Annotated in this window: 13 protein-coding genes; 10 read left to right on the forward strand and 3 right to left on the reverse strand. The window is 71.3% G+C overall.

Going from position 1 to position 17,011, the window contains the following annotated elements:
* Both MXD62_RS04975 and MXD62_RS04980 read right to left on the reverse strand, forming a co-directional pair.
* The coding region (locus tag MXD62_RS04975) for a hypothetical protein (protein ID WP_248828252.1) at nucleotides 1-1,264 on the reverse strand (1,264 nt) is incomplete at its 3' end.
* A gap of 1,220 nt (nucleotides 1,265-2,484) precedes the next feature.
* Nucleotides 2,485-2,964, reverse strand: a complete 480-nt coding sequence (locus tag MXD62_RS04980) for an SRPBCC family protein (RefSeq protein ID WP_248828253.1) — start codon at nucleotides 2,962-2,964, stop codon at nucleotides 2,485-2,487.
* Nucleotides 2,965-3,052: 88 nt separating this feature from the next.
* On the opposite strand from MXD62_RS04980, the gene MXD62_RS04985 reads away from it, so the two are divergent.
* The 3 genes from MXD62_RS04985 (at nucleotide 3,053) to MXD62_RS04995 (ending at nucleotide 5,483) form a co-directional block, all read left to right on the forward strand.
* Nucleotides 3,053-3,676, forward strand: coding sequence for a TetR/AcrR family transcriptional regulator (locus tag MXD62_RS04985; RefSeq protein ID WP_248828254.1), 624 nt, complete (start codon nucleotides 3,053-3,055; stop codon nucleotides 3,674-3,676).
* 488 nt (nucleotides 3,677-4,164) lie between these two features.
* Nucleotides 4,165-5,046: a mechanosensitive ion channel family protein gene (locus tag MXD62_RS04990; protein ID WP_248828255.1), complete on the forward strand. Its 882-nt coding sequence runs from the start codon at nucleotides 4,165-4,167 to the stop codon at nucleotides 5,044-5,046.
* Nucleotides 5,043-5,483 carry a hypothetical protein gene (locus tag MXD62_RS04995; protein ID WP_248828256.1) on the forward strand — a complete coding sequence of 147 codons (441 nt, stop codon included), beginning with the start codon at nucleotides 5,043-5,045 and terminating at the stop codon, nucleotides 5,481-5,483. Before MXD62_RS04990 ends, MXD62_RS04995 begins: the two co-directional genes overlap by 4 nt.
* 137 nt (nucleotides 5,484-5,620) lie before the next feature.
* Here MXD62_RS04995 and MXD62_RS05000 read toward each other — a convergent pair whose 3' ends face one another.
* Complete coding sequence (locus MXD62_RS05000; RefSeq protein WP_248828257.1) at nucleotides 5,621-6,718, reverse strand: BadF/BadG/BcrA/BcrD ATPase family protein; 1,098 nt, start codon at nucleotides 6,716-6,718, stop codon at nucleotides 5,621-5,623.
* A 182-nt stretch (nucleotides 6,719-6,900) separates the two neighbouring features.
* Between MXD62_RS05000 and MXD62_RS05005 the strand changes: the two genes are divergently transcribed.
* From MXD62_RS05005 to MXD62_RS05035, 7 genes are all read left to right on the forward strand, one after another.
* Nucleotides 6,901-7,377 carry a hypothetical protein gene (locus MXD62_RS05005; RefSeq protein WP_248828258.1) on the forward strand — a complete coding sequence of 159 codons (477 nt, stop codon included), beginning with the start codon at nucleotides 6,901-6,903 and terminating at the stop codon, nucleotides 7,375-7,377.
* Nucleotides 7,378-7,657: 280 nt separating this feature from the next.
* Nucleotides 7,658-8,941, forward strand: a complete 1,284-nt coding sequence (locus MXD62_RS05010) for a DUF5925 domain-containing protein (RefSeq protein ID WP_248828259.1) — start codon at nucleotides 7,658-7,660, stop codon at nucleotides 8,939-8,941.
* Between the two features lie 764 nt (nucleotides 8,942-9,705).
* Nucleotides 9,706-10,791 carry a UDP-glucose/GDP-mannose dehydrogenase family protein gene (locus tag MXD62_RS05015; protein ID WP_248828260.1) on the forward strand — a complete coding sequence of 362 codons (1,086 nt, stop codon included), beginning with the start codon at nucleotides 9,706-9,708 and terminating at the stop codon, nucleotides 10,789-10,791.
* Nucleotides 10,788-12,128, forward strand: a complete 1,341-nt coding sequence (locus MXD62_RS05020) for a glycosyltransferase family 2 protein (RefSeq protein ID WP_248828261.1) — start codon at nucleotides 10,788-10,790, stop codon at nucleotides 12,126-12,128. The genes MXD62_RS05015 and MXD62_RS05020 overlap by 4 nt, the downstream gene beginning before the upstream one ends.
* Nucleotides 12,129-12,238: 110 nt before the next feature.
* Entirely contained in the window at nucleotides 12,239-13,690 is a 1,452-nt protein-coding gene (locus MXD62_RS05025; RefSeq protein WP_248828262.1) for a NosD domain-containing protein, read from the forward strand.
* A gap of 1 nt (nucleotide 13,691) precedes the next feature.
* A complete protein-coding gene (locus tag MXD62_RS05030; protein ID WP_248828263.1) occupies nucleotides 13,692-15,854 on the forward strand; it encodes an acyltransferase family protein in 2,163 nt (720 codons plus the stop codon).
* 218 nt (nucleotides 15,855-16,072) lie between these two features.
* Nucleotides 16,073-16,963, forward strand: coding sequence for a polysaccharide lyase (locus tag MXD62_RS05035; protein ID WP_248828264.1), 891 nt, complete (start codon nucleotides 16,073-16,075; stop codon nucleotides 16,961-16,963).
* Nucleotides 16,964-17,011 lie beyond the last annotated feature (48 nt).

Here is a 17,011-nt window from a genome sequence, read left to right on the forward strand (position 1 = left end):
CGCCGCCGGCGGCGGGTGTGCCGCCGCCGCCTCCGCCGCCACCTCCGCCGGCGGGTGTGCCGCCACCTCCGCCGCTTCCGCCGCCGGCGGGTGTGCCGCCACCTCCGCCGCCACCTCCGCCGCCACCGCCGCCGCTTCCGCCGCCGGCGGGTGTGCCGCCACCTCCGCCGCCACCGCCGCCGCTTCCGCCGCCGGCAGGTGTGCCGCCACCTCCGCCGCCACCGCCGCCGCTTCCGCCGCCGGCAGGTGTGCCGCCGCCACCACCGCTACCCCCGCCGCCTGCGGGTGCGCCACCACCACCACCACCGGCGGGTGTACCGCCGCCTGTGGGTGCGCCACCGCCGGTGCCCGTACCGCCGCCGGTGCCGCCGCCAGCGGGCGCGCCGCCTCCACCGGTGGGCGCTCCGCCGCCGGTCCCGCCGCCGCCGGTCCCGCCGCCCGTGCCGGTCCCACCGCCGCCAGTCCCGCCGCTGGTCCCGCCGCCGCTGGTCCCGCCGCCGGTCCCGCCGCCGGGCACGCCACCGCCGCTGGTCCCGCCGCCAGCACCAGCGCCAACACCGGCTGCCGGCGTCGCGCCCACTCCGCCGCCGCCCGGAATCACCGTGGGCGCGGGAGTCCCGGCGCATGTGGAGACGCCGACGGCCGGAACGGTCACCAGGAGGTTCCCGGTCGTCTCGTTCCACGGCGAAGCGATCACGGCCATGGCGTGGGACGGCAGCTCCAGAGACTGCCGCGGGCCGAGGGTGGAGATGCCGGAGCCCTGGCTGGTGTCAAACCAGCCGAAGCCGAACGGGACGTCCGACTGGTTACTCACCCGCCAGGCGGGACCTGCGCCGGTGCAGGTGTAGCTGAGTCGCAGCGGATTGGTCTCGAAGTCATCGATGCCGTTGATTTCCCGATCGAAGGGGAGCCGGAACGGGAGCAGTGACAGGAACTGGTCCAGCGTCGCGTCGCCGGTACCGGTCGGTGTCGCCGAAGGGCTGCTGATGATGACGCCCGGGCCGGTGCCCGGGGCCGGGCCCGGACCAGCGCTCGGGGTGGCCCCGGGTGTGGCACTCGGCGAGGCGCTCGGATCGAGGTTGACGGTTATCCCGCTTCCCGTGGAAGCGGTGGGATCCGGCGTGCCGAGGATGCCCTCGGCGATGTCGGCGGACGGGCTCGCGGTCGAAGTCGGCGTGGGAACGGCCCAGGCCGGTGCGGCCGCCGCCGTCATGGCCGCGCCGAGAACGCCGGCCGTGACGGCCCGCATTCTGGTGATACGCATTAATCCTTCTCCCTTGACTGTGACGAGTCGCCATGACACTCACCGACGGCGCCCGTCGAACCGCCCTTATCGGGAGTACGGCGGTCCGGCGCAGGGTGTGGATCAGCGTTTGCCGGTCAGTCTCGACTTGCGCAGAAAACTACCAACGCCAGGTTCACCGCAACCCGGGAGGGTCTGGGGCGAGGGAGAGTTCGAGTGCTCCTCCGTGTTAATCGCGTACTGTGCGGATGACCTTGTTCCGCGAGTCCGGATCTGTGGTCGGCGACGGCTGGCCGATGATCGGGATCCTCGACTCGGCCAGCATGGTCGATCTTCGATGTTGGCTGCGCCGCAGGCATTTGCGATTCGTCTACGCAGCTTAATGTCCGAAATACTCTTTTTGTTCGTCTTGGCGACGGATGGCTGAGCGTAGTTGGTGGGATGCCTGACGTGGTCAGATCCTGGCGTGGTCCAGGTGTGTGGAGGTGGTCTGTCGGTGGGCCGCCGGGCTCGGTATTCGGCTTCATTGGCCCATTCGGGTAGGCAAATTCGGGTAGGTGCCCAAGACAGCCGGTCGGGGTGGAAGACGGCCGCCCTGACGCCTCCGCGGCTCACGCCGACGGCCCGGTGCCGAACATGGCCGAACGGGTCCCCGGCCGCGTCCCGATGCGGTCCAATGGGCGGGCCGCTGCCGCGATCAAGGTCCTGACCTGCGCCAATGGGTTGATGCGGCGACTCTGCGTGCGCCCTGCGGGGTTGAGGTCCGCTGACGACGGCTCGCCTTCGGATTGATTTCGCGTGTCATCGGGATGCGGTGGTAGCGGGGGCTGACCCGAGATCTCGACCGTGGAGCCCGAGACAGCTGAGAAGAAATGCTCGGCTGACTACTTCGGCGCGTTACGGCCTCGGACCGGCGGCCCGGCCTGGGCTCCCGGGCCTACCCTCGCGGTGGGTGGTCCTGAGGAGAGCCGTCCGCGGAATCGGCGGAATCGATTTCCGGCGGCGATGATCCAGAATGTGATCGATTCGTGCCCGTGTTTCGCGGGCTCATGCCGAAATTCTGGGTTGAATTTCGCTTACGGGGCCTCGATCTGATCTGATCTGATCAGATCGAGGCAGGCTGGGTCCGTAACTCGGTCCGCCCCGCCAGTCCACGAAGCGCGCTGCGAGGCACCCAGGGCCGGCGGTCTCGCGCGGATAGCGGCTGAATTCCGGTGGCCGTGCAGGTGAGGTGCGGCGTTTCAGTCGTCGCTCCGGCCGGCGCGGGACCGCTGCTCGCAGTGCTGTCGCAGGCTCTGGGCCTCGGTGTCGACGTAGCGGCGGACCAGTCGCGCCATGAAAAGCGCCACCACCGGCGCCAGCGGCCCGGACTGCCGCAGGCTCAGCCGCACCGTGACCTTGCCGTCCTCCGCGGCGGGCGTGATGCGGTGGTCGGCGACCGTGGTCATGCCGGTGGCCCTGGAGATCCAGGAGAAGCCCGAGCCCGGGGTCAGGTCGGTCACGGTCCACTCGGCCGCGGGCAGTCGGGGCTGCCGAATCCGCACGACGCTGCCGTCGCGCAGTTCGCCGTCAGCCCCCGAGCTCCCGACCGCCGCGGGCCGTGCCGCCATGTCCACGCTGGTCATCGTCGGAGTCCAGGTGGGCCAGCGTTCGACGTCCCGCATCACCGCCCAGACCTCGTCGGACGTGGCGTCGATGGTCACCGAGGTCTCGTAGTACATCGGGTGCCTCCTGTGGGGTGATCGGTTTCTCGACCGGCGCCGGGTGGCGCCGCGACTTGTACCAAGTGGTACATGTACCATCTGGTACATGACGTCGCAAGGTCAGCTGTCGGACAGTCCGCGCGCAAGCGCGGGGCGGCGTGCGCGGGAAGCCCTGCTGGAAGACGTCATCGCGCACCTGGCGGAGCACGGGATCGGTGACCTGAGCCTGCGCCGACTGGCGACCGCTCTCGGCACCAGCCATCGCATGATCATTTACCATTTCGGCTCACGGGACGGCCTCCTCGTCGAGGTGGTGCGCGCGATGGAGGAACAGCAACGAGCCGCGTTCGCCGAGATGCAGCGCGAACCGGCAGCCTCCGCGGTCGAGCTCGGCCGCCAGATGTGGCGACGGCTGAGCCAGCCCGAACTGGCTCCGTTCGAGCGCCTCTTCTTCGAGATCTACGGCCAGGCGCTGCAGGGCCGCGCCTACGCCCAACCGCTGCTGGATGGAGTCGTCGAGGACTGGCTCGGCCCGATGACCGAGTTCCTGGTGCGTGACGGCCTGCCGCCGGCCGAGGCACGCACGCAGGCCCGCCTCGCACTCGCAACTACTCGCGGCCTGCTCCTGGACCTGCTCGCCACCGGCGACCGCGAGGGCGTCGACCTGGCAATGGAACGAATGCTCGCCGCGTTCGACCACCAACCTCCAGGTGACGACCCGCCCGAGTGACCTGGGCGCCGCAGTCGGCTGAGCGCTGAACCTGACCTTGGGTTCCGAATCTGACCGGGAGGCAGGATTGAGCTGGTTGGCTGCCAGCAGCCCGGGGCCGACCGCGCATCTGGAGTCGGCCTGTCCCAGGTCCTGTCCGGGGCCGGCCCGGCCCGGCCGACCAACCGTGGCGGGTGCTGGCCGGGGTGAGGCGGGTTCTGGTCGGGGGGCGGGTTCTGGTCGGGGTTTGGTTGCTTCAGGTGTTCGGTTAACCCCTGAGGGTTGTTTGGTTGGAGTGTGAGCTTAGGTGGTGATTTCTTTGCGGCTCGTGGGCTGGGCGTGGGGCGGGGCGGTCGGGGTGGAGGGTCGCGGGTAGGTTCGGATGGGTGAGGGCATACCCGACCTGCTGGCGCGGTGCCGCCGGCCGCGTGTGTGGCCTGCGGGAAGCCGACGCGGGCCGAGCCACGTCGACGTCATGATCGCGCCGGCGTCATGACTATGGCGGCGGCATGATCACGGCGGCCGCTCCGCTGACGGACATCTCCGAGTGGGCCCGTGGCCGCGGGCTCGAGATCGTCATGATCGTGATTGCGGCCGTCCTGCTGACCCGGTTCGCGACCTGGGTGGGTGACCGCGTCGAGCGGCGCATCGACCAGCAGTCGAGCCAGAGCGACGGGGTGGTGCGCTCCGAGGCGACGAAGCATCGCCACGCGGTCGTCCAGGTGCTGACCTGGGTGTCGCTGGCCCTGGTCTACTGCGTGGCGGTCGTGTTGGTGCTCCAGCGCCTCGGGGTGCCGGTCACCGGCATCGTCGCCCCGGCGACCGTGGTCGGTGTGGCGCTCGGCTTCGGCGCGCAGCGCGTCGTCCAGGATGTGCTCGCCGGGTTCTTCCTGGTCACCGAGCGGCAGTACGGCTTCGGGGACCTCGTCCGCCTGGTAGTCCTGGGGGCGCCGAGCGCGATCACCGGCACGGTGGAGGAGGTCACGCTGCGCATCACCAGCGTGCGGACGTCCAACGGCGAGGTGGTGATCACGCCGAACGGGCAGATCGTCCAGGTGGTGAACCTGTCCCGGGACTGGGCGCGGGCCGTGGTGGACGTCCCGATACCCACAAGTGTTGATGTTACTACGGTAAGTGACGTGTTGACCCGGGTGGGTGCCGAGGCGTACGCCGACGACGCGCTGCACGACCTGCTGCTGGACGCGCCGACCGTGATGGGGGTGGAGAGCATCGACCTCGACCAGTTCAAGATCAGGGTCGTTGCCCGGACCCTGCCGGGCAAGCAGTTCGAGGTCGGTCGGGCGCTGCGGGCCAAGATCACGGTCGCGCTGCTGCGCGCCGGGATCCACGTGCCGGCCGACCTCGACACGGCCCCGCCGACGTCCTCATGAGGTTCCTCGACCGGATACCGGCGCAGCGCTCGACGCTGCTGCTCATGTTCGCGCTCGTCGCCGTGTTCGCGCTGTACATCCTGGTACGGCCCGAGTCGCTGCCGGCGTCACGTTCCTACACCACGGCGGTCGAGCAGGCGAAGAACGAACTGCGCAGTGCGCAGGCGAGCGCCACGCCGACACCGCGGGCGAGGGTGACCACCGCCCCGGCGCGGGTGGCCCCGCCCTCGCCGACGGTGTCCCCCTCGCCTTCGCCGGACGTCACCGCCAGTCCGACCGCGACGGTGGACCCGACCAGCACCGTGGACCCGTTCGGCTCCACCGACCCGTCGGCGGGCGCCTCGCCGTCCTCCGCGCCTCCGTTCGCGCGGGTCCCGTCGTTGTCCGGTGCCCCGTCGGCCCCGGCGCCGGGGCCGACCATGACGCCCGCCCCCTGACCGCCCCCTGACCGGACCCCGACCGTGCGACTGACCGCGCCTGACCGCGGTCCTGACCGGTGTGCACTGACCCAAGCTCTGGGAACGCTCTGAGCACGCCTTGAGCATGCCCAAGGCAGCCCGGGGTTCCGGTTCCGTCAGCGCGGGCGGACCAGTTCCTCCGTGGGGGTGCCCGGGGCATCGCCGATACCGGCCCAGTCCACCAGCTGTTCGGTGCCCGCCAGCCGCGCCGCCAGCAGGATGGCCCCGGCGGCCGGGGACATCCGCGGCCGGACGAGACGCGCGCCCGGGCTGGCGATGGTGACGCGGGCGGTGAACGCGTCCAGGAACGGCGGCCCGGAGTTGAACGTGCCGCCCACGAGCGAGACGGGGAACTCGCCCGTCAGCCCGAGCCGGTCGATCACTGTGCGGACCTGGTCGGCCAGCAGCCGGCCGGCGTCCGTCAGGATCCGGTGGGCGACGGCGTCACCGGCGGCCGCGGCGGCGGCGACCTCGACGGCGAACGCGGCGATCCCCGCCTTGTCGAGGCTGCCGTAGACGAGATCGTCGACGCTCTCGACCAGGTCGAGATGGTAGAAGGCGAGCAGGCGGGGCACGAGCGCCGACCAGGGGGCGCGCCCGTCCCGGAACTCGACGGCCGCGCGCATCCCGTGCAGGCCGATCCAGTACCCCGAGCCCTCGTCGCCCAGCAGGTGCCCCCAGCCGCCGCATCGCCAGGTGCGCCCGTCGGCGGCGACCCCCAGGGTGTTGCTGCCCGTACCACTGATGACGGCGACACCGGGGCGGCCCAGCGTGCCGGCGGCCCAGGCCGCGACGACGTCGTTGAGCACCAGCGTGCTCCCGACCGGCCGAAGGTCGGTCAGCCGGCTCCGGAGGGCCTCCTGGTTGTCGTCGGTGTCGGCGCTGGCCACCGCGAGCACCGCGGCGGCCACCTCGTCGGCCGCGGCACCCGCCTGGCCGAGCGCGCCACGGACGGCCTCCATGATCGCGGCGGCGGCGCCGTCGAGGCCGACGACGTCGAGATTGCTCGGGCCCGCGGTGGCCGTGGTCAGCGTCGACCGCCGCAGGTCGAGGACGGCGGCCGTGGTCTTGGTACCGCCGCCGTCCACGCCGAGCAGGAAGGGGCGGGGGAGACCAGCACGAGGCGCCGCCTCCGACGGAGGCTCCGGGGGCGGCCGCAGGGACGGTGGCAGGCTGATCAACGGCCTGGAGTTCTCTGGCTGCAGGTTGGGCACTGGGGCGCCTCGCGATTGACGTCGACCGTGGGTTGTCACCGGAAGGTAGAGGCCTTCCGGCCGGACGGGGTCCCCCGCATCGTGCCTCTCGATGTCTTCCGCCGCGTCTCCCACCACGCGGCGGCACTGTGTATCCGATCACCCCGTGTCCCATCGTGGCTTCGTTGAGAGACGGTAGTGAGGTGACCGATGACGACGACGACTGGGCGCCGCCGCCCGTGCCCGACGGCGGTGGCGACCCGGTGGCAGCCGTGGACGAGGCCCTCGCCGAGGCCGAGACCGCGCTGCGTGCCGGGATGTGGCTGCCGGACGTGGACGAGATCGACGCCGTGGTGACCATCCTCCATCACACCGACCCGGCTCGGCGGCGCCCCGACACGCCGCTGCGCCGCGTCCTGCACCAGGCACTGGACGAGACCTATCCGCAGCTCACCGTCTGGCGCCCGCGCCCGCCGTACCTCTACGCCGTGGTGAAGACCCTGCACCTGCTCGCGTCGGACCCCGTCACCGGCGAGAACACCGCCGCCCTCCTCGTCGGATGGGACCGTCTCATCGACCTCCTGCGGGCCGTGCTCGAGGTGGCCAGGTTCGGGCCTCCGGAGCCACCCGAGCCTGGTGCCGAGGCGCCGGACGTCCCCGGGCCCGGTGTCCGGCCGTAGCCACCCGGTGTCCGGCCGTAGCCACCCGGTGGCTCCTGCGTGGTACCCACACGGGTACTGACGGTCAGGCCGGGACCTCCCGCCGCGGAGCGGACCATCGGGTACGCGGCGGGAGGCCATGCGGGCTCGATTCCGAGACCCGCCATGACGCGGTGTGCTGGGCGCCTCCCACCACCTTCCGCGACGGAATGGAGGAACCAGGTGGTGTCAGGAGCACTCGTCACCGAGTATCTGTCTCGTGTCCATTCCGCGGCAGGGTTCCTCGTCCAACGGCGATCGTGTGAGGGGTGAGCGCTCCGGCCGGCTCCCGGCGGAGTTGCCCTTCGTCGTCGCCCTCGACGATTCGGACACCCCCTACGACGTCGTCGACGCGCTCGCGCTCGGCCCCTTCACCAAGGGAGACCAGCCCTGGGCCCGCAGCGCGCGCATCGACCGGCTCAAGCCCGGCGCGAGCCTGCTGCCGGTCGACGCCGAGGTCGTGCGGACCGTGGTCGAGGACGCCCGTGACTCGCGGCTGGCGACCGGTGACGGCTGGACGGTGCGCGCGGTGCGCTGGCGCGGCGGCAGCGCCGAGGTCCTGGTGACGGCGGTCAGCGAGGAGCTCGCCCGGACGGTGCTCGACGGCGTGGTGCGCCAGGCGACGGCGGAGTCCGTCGGCGAGGGCACCGTGACCATGGGCTTCTGGTACCTCTCCACCCAGCGCGGGCCGACGAGGATCATCCGGCGGGCCGCGACGACCGCCTGGCGGTCGATCCGGCGTAACTACGCGGAGACCACGCTGGCGCCGCTGGACCATCTGATGGCCATGCGCCCGGAGAGCCTGGTCGGCCGGCTGATCCTCCTGCACGGGCCGGCGGGAACCGGCAAGACGACGATCCTGCGCGCGCTCGCGCACGAGTGGCGGAGCTGGTGCCAGGTCGACTGCGTGCTCGACCCGGAGGCGCTCTTCGGTGACCCCGGCTACCTCATGGAGGTGGCGATCGGGTCGGACGACACGGACGACGACGGCCCGGCCGAGGGGACCAGCCTGGCGCTCGGTGACGCGGCGGCGGACTCCACCGCGGAAGCCGACCAGGCGGCCGACGGGGACACCGCGGACGCGGCTGCCGGCCCCGGCAGCCCCGGCGCCGGCGGAGTGCCGGCGGGCGGCGGGGCGGCGGGCGGCGGCACGGAGGACTCGTCCCGGCGCCGCTGGCGTCTGCTGGTGATCGAGGACTGCGACGAGCTGCTGCGCGGCGACGCCCGCAGCGTCTCCGGCCAGGCGCTGTCCAGGCTGCTCAACCTCACCGACGGCCTGGTCGGGCAGGGCCGGGACGTCCTGGTCGCGGTCACCACCAACGAGCCGCTGGCGCGGCTGCACCCCGCGATCGTGCGGCCGGGCCGCTGCCTCGCCCAGGTCGAGGTCGGGCCGCTCCCACGCGAGGAGGCGCTCGCCTGGCTCGGGACGGCGGCGGACGCCGGGGTCGGGATGTCCGCGACCCTGGCCGAGCTGTTCGCCCTTCGTGACGGACGGATGCCCGCGACCACCCCGGAGCGCGACGGCCACACCGGCCTGTACCTCTGACACCCCGGCGGCGCCGTCCCGTGCCGCCGGGCGGCGCCGTTCCGGAGAAGGGGTGCACGCCGGGCGAAGAGCACGATATAGGAACAGTACGGACTGGTTCCCGAACGGAGATAGTTCCTGGATCGCCAGGAAAGGGATGAACGGCCGTTCCGGGTCGCACCGCTGTCGCGTAATTCTGTGGCTGAATTCGCTTCACGGCCGTCCCGCGTAACACGCCCGGTGTCGGCCTTCTGCGGCGAACCACGCGCCGATCGGCTACTCTTCCGCACTTGGACGGGGTATTTGGGGATGCTCTGTTCTGGGGTAATCATCGATCGGTAAACGTGTCTGGGGGGTCGGTTCCGGGGTCCGGCCGCGAACCACTGGGGGAAACAGTAGTTATGGCAACGCAGCGTGCGGGCGGCATTGTGTCCGTGTCCGCGAGCGTGCCCGGGGGGAACGGCGGTCCACCGCCGTTCGCGGGCATCACGACGTGCGTCCTCGTCCGTACTCCACCCGGCCGCGGGTCGGCGGACACCGGAGCGCGGGCCGGTCGGGACCGGCCACGGCGACGCCGCCTAATCGTTTAGAGAATCACCGGGCGCAAAGCCCGAGGCTCACGAGTCCGCGCATCCCGACCGGGACGCGGACTCCCCGACAACGCCGCGCGGACCGGGACGGCTCTCCGTCGCCCCACGCGCGGACTCTCGGACGTCATCGTCCGCGCCCGCTCGACGCCGCCCGGGCCGACCATGCCCTGAGCGCGCCCCAAGGAGCTGAAGAAGATGCGAATCTTTGTCGTCGGATCCGGAGTCGTGGGAACAGCCACCGGGAGGGGGCTGCTCGACGCCGGGCACCGGGTCACGTTCATCGACGTCTCACCGGAGCGAGTCGCATTCCTGAACGAGATCGGCCTGGACGCGCGGCCCGAGATCGACCTGGGATCGGAGGGCGACTCCCTCGTCTTTCTCACCCTGCCGACACCGAACGCCGGCAGCCGCTACGACCTCACGGCGTTCGTGGCCGGTACCCGCGACCTCGGCCGCGCCCTGTGCGAGACGTCCGCCGTGCACACCGTGGTTGTTCGCAGCACCGTCGATCCGGGCACGACCGAGGGGCTGGTGGGCCCGCTGCTGGAGCAGGAGTCCGGGCTGCGTCAGGGCAGCGGGTTCCTGCTGGCCAGCAATCCGGAGTTCCTGCGCGCCTCGTCGGCCGCCGAGGACTTCCGCTGGCCGTGGATGACCGTCATCGGGGCTCGTAACCGGCGGGTCCAGGAGCGCCTCGCGGAGCTTTTCGCTCCTTTCGGGGGGACCATGAGGATCTTCGATAACCCGACGACCGCCGAGTTCGTCAAGTGTGCGCACAACATCTTCAACGCCACGAAGATCTCGTTCTGGAACGAGATGCACGTCGTCGCAGAGCGTCTTCAGATCGACCTCGGGGCGGTGTCCGAGACGGTCTCGCGGTCGGCCGAGGCGTCCTTCAACCCCGCCTACGGGACCAGGGGCGGCGCGCCGTACGGGGGTGTCTGCCTGCCGAAGGACACCATGGCCTTCCTCGGGTTCGCCGCCGGTGTCGGCGTGGACATGCCGATTCTGCGGTCGGTCATCGAGATGAACAGCCGCTTCGTCGACCGCGCGGCCGCCGACGGCGCCGTGAGTGGCGAGCGGGTCGCCGAGCTGGTTGGCGGGCGAGCCGCTGACTCGCTCGGGGACAGGTCCGGCAACGGGTTCGGTGACGGGTTCGGCGGCGGCGCCACCGAACCGGGGCCGGGGCTGGCCTCCGCCCGCGCGCTCTGGTCGCCCGACCGGCTTCCACGGCAGCCGCGGGACTCCCGTGGCGTCGAGGCGACGGAAGGCGCGCCCCGATGAGCACCCTGCTGCCCTGGCTGTTGCTCGTGGCCTTCCTCCGGCCCATGATCGAGATATTCATTCTTGCCGCGGGTGAGTGGTGGTTCCACACGACCTTCCGGCAGAACCGGGATCTCTTCTCGAGATACATTATCCAGATCACCACCGTCGGCCGGGAACAGGACCGGGTCAACGAGATCATCCGGGAGATCCGCTCGTTCCCGATGACGATGAACTACGAGATCTGGGTGACCAACGAGCCCGGGAACGGCGACATCTACCCCGAGGCGGACCGGGTCATCACGGTGCCCACCGACTTCACCTGCGTGGCCCAGTACAAGGCGCGTGCCCTGGAGTTCAGCCGGATCGTCCGCCAGCATCTCGGCTACGACACGGCCGATACAAAGATCACGTTTCTCGATGACGACACGTCTCCGACGTGGGAGTACCTCGAGACCGCCTACGCGGCCGACTACGACATCTGCCAGGGCGTGACGGCCCCGCGCATCGACTACGGCAGCGGGCCGTTCGCGCACTTCATCCTGAGCCACATCGATGACCTGCGGTTCCACAACTGCATGACCTACTGCTCCTCCTTCCAGGGAATCCTCGGGCGGCCGCTGTTCGTCCACGGGGAGGGCCTCACCATCACCGGCCACACCGAGCGGACGGTCACCTGGAACTGGCGGATCTTCGCCTCCGAGGATCTCACCTTCGGCTGCAACGCGGCGGCGGCCGGTCTGCGCTGGGGCTTCTTCCACGAGTACATCCAGCTCACCTCCCCGTGGACGTGGCAGGCCTACTTCAAGCAGCGCCGCCGGTGGATGTGGGGCAACATCCACGCCATCGTGAACCGCGACGTGCTCCCGCTCGGTGCCGCGATCAGAATCGCGGTGCGGTACCTCCTCAGCCTGTTCACGTTTCTCGCGTCGGGTTCGGCGGTCGTCCTGATCCTCACGGACACGATCGAGGTGGCGGGCTGGGCGCATTCGCTCTTCTGGTGCTCGCTGGCGGTCTGGCTGGTGAACTTCGGGCTGAGCGGCTGGGTCAACGCCGGCCTGCGCCAGCCCGGGGTGAGCAGCGCGAGATTCTGGACGAACCGCGTCCTGCAGAGCCTCGCCGCCGTGGTCCTGGCGCCTGTCACGGCGACGTTCACGATCGTCGCGCTCGTCGCGACGCTCTACATGGGGAACCCGCGCAGCTTCGAGGTCATCGCCAAGACCGCGGCCACCAGCGGCCAGCGTGAGCGCGACCGGGACCGGGACGGCGACGGCACCACCGGCACTGCCCGGGACGACGAGGCCGTCGCCGGCGGGGGCCGCGTGCCCGCGTCCGTCGCGGGGGAGGGTAACCGATGACGACCCGCCCGACCCGCCAGCCCTACCCTCCCCATCCTCCTCAGCCACCTCATGAGCCACCTCTCGGGTTGCACTCGCCCCACACGCCGCACCGGCCCGGCCCGGCGGGCGTGACGGCGAGCACCGCCAACACGGTGACCCTGCCGACCGCGGTGCCCGTTCGGCAGCCGGGGAGCGTGCCGGGCGAGCGGGCGGCGGTGACGGCGGCCGCCCGCGCCCGGCGCGAACGGTCCCGCCGCCGCGGTGTCCACCTCCTGCTGGCCGTGATGACGGCGCTGAGCGCGGTCACGCTCAGCGTGACCGTCGGCCGTGACTACCGGGAGCTGACCTCGACCACCGAGTTCTTCCACCGGCACGCCTACACGCCGTCCTACGACCCGCTCAGCAACGTGATCCTGGGGCTGCCGCCCAACACCGTCGACGCGCGTACCAGCCCGTCACCGGAGATCCGTGGCATCGCGGTGGGGCCCGACGCGATCACGCTGCTCGCCGGCGGCCGGCCGGAGCGCGTCGTCCCGTTGCAGCGCCCGGTCACCGGCCTGCTGGACGTCGTCGAGAAGGTCGACGACCCGTCCTGGGCCGGGTACGACGGCCGCGGCCGGGTCACCCTGTCGACGGCACTGGTCGTCTCGCCCGGGGCGTCGCTCACGATCACCGCTCCGGTCTCCGAGCTGGTGCTCGAGGTCCGGCGCGGCGTGTTGCTGGGCGTCGACGGCGGCCGGCTGGCGCTGGACGGCGTCGCCGTCCGCCCGAGCACGACGAGTGACGATCTGCAACAGCTGAGCGTCGACGAGCGGCGGCCGTTCGTGGTCGCCACGAACGCGGCGACCCTCACCATCACCCGCAGCCACCTGAGCTATCTCGGACGGGACTGGAACAGCTCCTACGGCGTCTCCTGGTCGGACCGCTCCACCGGAAGCATGACCCACTCCGAGGTCGACCACAGCTTCATCGGGACGTACACGGACCATGCCCGTGACGTGACCATCGAGCAGAACTGGTTCCACGACAACACGCTCTACGGTGTCGACCCGCACAGCTACTCGACCGGGATCTCGGTGCGCAACAACGTCAGCGAGCGCAACGGCCGGCACGGCATCATCTTCTCCGACTTCGTGACCGGCGGCGTCGTGGCGGGCAACATCACCCGGGACAACAGGCTCAACGGCATCATGATGGACGCCTCGAGCACCGGGAACCGCATCGTCGGCAACACCGCCAGCGGCAACCGCGGTGACGGCATCGTGCTCGCCTCCTCGCCGGACAACGTCGTCGAGCAGAACACGATCACCGGCAACCGGGTGGGCCTGCACGTCCGCGGCGGCGGGGAGAACATCCGGGTACGGAGCAACACGATCGTCGACAACCAGCTCGCGACGCAGGGCATCAGCCCGGACGGGAACACGCTGCGCGACAACGGCGACCAGTGGCGCCCGCGGGTGCTCGTCGGGATCTGGGCGTCGGTGCCGCTCGTGCTGGTCCTGCTCAGCGGCTTCACCGGACTCGCCCGCCGACGTCGGTCGAGGGCGGTCGGCCGTCCGGTGCTGGGCGGCGGAGTCTGACTTGACGACGGTTGAGGCCACCCCGACGGTCGGCGACACGTTGACCCTGGTGTCCCCGCCGGCCTCGGCCGGCGGGGACACCAAGGCCAGGAAGTTCCGACCGGATATCGAGGGGCTGCGCGCGGTCGCGGTGGTCCTGGTCGTGCTCGGCCACTCCGGGCTCGCGGTCGCCGGCGGGTTCGTCGGCGTGGACGTCTTCTTCGTGATCTCGGGCTTCCTCATCACCAGGCAGCTGCTCACGGAGCGGGCCGGCCACGGGCGGATCTCGCTGCGGGGCTTCTACGCCCGGCGGGCGCGGCGGATAGTCCCGGCGGCGACGGTGGTCATCGTCGCGACGATGGTGGCCGCCTGGCGGTGGGCGTCACCGCTGCGCCTCCACTCGATCAGCGTGGACGCGGCGTTCTCCGCCGTGTCGGCGATCAACATCCGGCTTGCCCAGGCCGGGACGGACTACCTGCGGGCGGACGGGCCGCCGTCGCCGTTCCAGCATTTCTGGTCCCTCGCCGTCGAGGAGCAGTTCTACGCCCTGTGGCCGCTGGTGCTGGTGGCCGTGACCACGGTGATCGCCGGCGGCTGGCGCCGGGGCCGCACCGGGCCGGTCCGCACCGGGCGAGTGTTCGCCGTGCTCGTCACGGTGTTCGGCGGCTCGCTGGCGCTCAGCGTGCTGCTCACCCCGCGGTCGGCGCCGTGGGCCTACTTCGGGAGCCACACCCGGGCGTGGGAGCTGGCGGCGGGGGCGCTGGTCGCGCTCGGCGCGCCCGCGTTCGCCCGGATGCCCCGCGCGCTGTCGTCCCAGCTGAGCTGGCTGGGCCTGCTGGGGATCCTGCTCGCCGCGGCGCGGTTCGACGAGGGCACGCAGTACCCGGGGCTGGCGGCGCTGCTGCCGGTCGCGGGCTCGGCGCTCGTGATCGCCGGCGGGTGTGCCGTGCCGCGCCGGGGCGCCGAGCTGCTGCTGCGCCGGTGGCCGCTACAGGTGGCGGGCCGCCTCAGCTACTCGTGGTACCTGTGGCACTGGCCGGTGCTGGTGCTCTGGCCTGAGGCCTCCGGGGCACCGCTCGGCACGGGCGGGAAGGTCGTCGCCGTGCTGGGGTCGCTGGTCCTGGCCGCGCTCACCTACTACGCGGTCGAGAACCCGATCCGGGCCCGGTCGGTGCTGGTCCGTCGGCCGGCGGTCGGCCTTGGCCTCGGTGGTTGCCTGGCCGGCGCCGCGGTTGCGGTCGCGCTCGGCGTGGGCCAGGTCGCGGCCATCCCCACCACGGGCGGTGTGGCGCCGATCCCCGGCCCGGCCGATGTCGCGGCGGGAGCGCCCGGAGCCGGGGGAACAGCGGGAACGGCGGGAACCGTGGGAGCGTCCACCGCTCTGTCCCGGGTGATCGAGCAGTCGCTGGACCTGCCGGGGCTGCCGGCGGGGCTGCGGCCGTCGCTGGAACAGGCCCCACTCGACTACAAGGCGAACAGGTGCTACGCGGCGATCACCGCCAGCACTCCCACCGACTGCGCCTACGGGGACCCGAACGGCCGTCGGACGGTCGTTCTGTTCGGCGACTCGCACGCGAACCAGTGGTTCAACGCGATGAACAAGGTCAGCCGCGAACGCGGCTGGCGGCTGATCCCCTACACGAAGGGCGGCTGCCCGCCGGCCGACTACCCGGACTTCGTGCTGGAGACCCTGAAACGGGTCTACACCGAGTGCAACGCCTGGCGGGCGGAGGCCCTCGCCAGGATCGGCGCGCTCGACCCGGACCTGATCGTCGTCGGTTCCGAGGCGCGGACGGAGGCTATCCGGGTGGGTGCCGGCGGGATGGCGAGCGCCGTGCGCACGCTGCGCTCGACCGGGGCCAAGGTCGTGTTCATCTCGGACACGCCCTACCCGGGATTCGACGTTCCGGACTGCCTCGCCAGGAATCCGTCGAACATCCGCCGGTGTGTTGTGCGGGTCTCCGGCGCGAAACTGACCGAACCGCAGCGGGCCATCGAGAACCAGGGTGCCCGCGACGGCGGGGCGATGCTGGTCGATCCCGTGCCGTGGCTGTGCGCGAAGGAACAGTGCCCGCCAATCATCGGCGACACGGTCGTCTATTACGACAAGAGCCACATCACCGGTACGTACTCCACCGCCCTGGCGTCGTACCTGGGGTCGGAACTGGTCCGGCTGGCCGGATGAGCTGAAACGGCCCCGGATGCCCGACGGCCGGCCGGCACGGATCGCCGCGCCGGCCGTCGCCATACCCGGGTGCCGGCCGCACGCGGTCTAGACTTTATGTCGGCGCGGACCACTCGGAATTCGTGGTCCTCGCCGCCGGGGGATCGGTGCCGCGAGCCGACACGCGTAATTACCGGCGATAAGCCAGGTGGGCGGAATGCGGGTCGGGGAGAACAGCAGTGAGCGTACTGTCGCGAAGAGGCGTTTTTCTGGCGGCGCTGCTGGGAGCGGGCGGCGCCGTGGGCTGCACCACCGGTCCGGACGAGCGCCGGCCGGAGCCGGAGGTGCCCGCGGTGAACGGGCTGAGCTCCCCGGCGGCACCGCCGCTGCCCCCGCACCTGCAGAGCTTCTTCGGCGACGAGCTGATCATGCGCCGGCGGGGCGCCTTCGGTCTGGACGACGTCACCGTGGAGCTGCCGGAGGCGGGCTGTGCCTGGAAGCACATCCGGGTCCGCTATCCGAAGGGTTCGGCCAGCCAGCTCTCCGTCGAGCAGGACGGGGCCCCTTCCGGCGGTGCCCAGGTCTATCTCCAGTTTAGTGACGGTCCCGCCGACGACCTCTATCTGAGCTACCGGGTCCGGTTCCAGGATGGTTTCCAGTTCGCCAGGGGCGGCAAGCTCCCAGGATTCTTCGGTGGCACCCACGTGGCCGGCGGAAACACTCCGGACGGCACGAACGGATTCTCCACCCGCTACATGTGGCGGGCCGGCGGAAAAGGACAGGTGTACGCCTATCTTCCACGCTCGAAAGATTACGGTACGACACTCGGCCTGGGGAGCTGGAAATTCGTCCCGGGGCGGTGGGCGGCCATTCAGCAACGCGTCCGCCTGAACAGCCCGCAGCTGGCGGACGGATCGGTGACCGTCTGGGTCGACGGTCGTGAGGTCTTCCACCAGGACGGCCTTTTCTACCGCAGCACGCCGGCACTGCGTATCGAGGGCGTCTTCTTCTCCACCTTCTTCGGCGGCGATGACCTGAGCTGGGCCAGCCCCGTCGACCAGTACGCCGACTTCGCCACCTTCGTGGTCTCCGACCGGTTCATCCAGGCCGGCCCCGGCGGCTCGTGCTGATGCGGCCCGCCTGACCATGCTGGCGGGCCCGCCGGCTCATGCCGATCT

The sequence above is a fragment of the Frankia sp. Mgl5 genome (genome assembly GCF_023242985.1).
In the GTDB taxonomy this organism is placed as follows: Bacteria; Actinomycetota; Actinomycetes; order Frankiales; family Frankiaceae; genus Parafrankia; species Parafrankia soli.

Bases quoted from the DNA above. Each gene is read 5' to 3' on its own strand.
- MXD62_RS04980 (WP_248828253.1), bottom strand. From the start codon at position 2,964: ATGTACTACGAGACCTCGGTGACCATCGACGCCACGTCCGACGAGGTC.
- MXD62_RS04985 (WP_248828254.1), top strand. From the start codon at position 3,053: ATGACGTCGCAAGGTCAGCTGTCGGACAGTCCGCGCGCAAGCGCGGGG.
- MXD62_RS04990 (WP_248828255.1), top strand. From the start codon at position 4,165: ATGATCACGGCGGCCGCTCCGCTGACGGACATCTCCGAGTGGGCCCGT.
- MXD62_RS04995 (WP_248828256.1), top strand. From the start codon at position 5,043: ATGAGGTTCCTCGACCGGATACCGGCGCAGCGCTCGACGCTGCTGCTC.
- MXD62_RS05015 (WP_248828260.1), top strand. From the start codon at position 9,706: ATGCGAATCTTTGTCGTCGGATCCGGAGTCGTGGGAACAGCCACCGGG.
- MXD62_RS05020 (WP_248828261.1), top strand. From the start codon at position 10,788: ATGAGCACCCTGCTGCCCTGGCTGTTGCTCGTGGCCTTCCTCCGGCCC.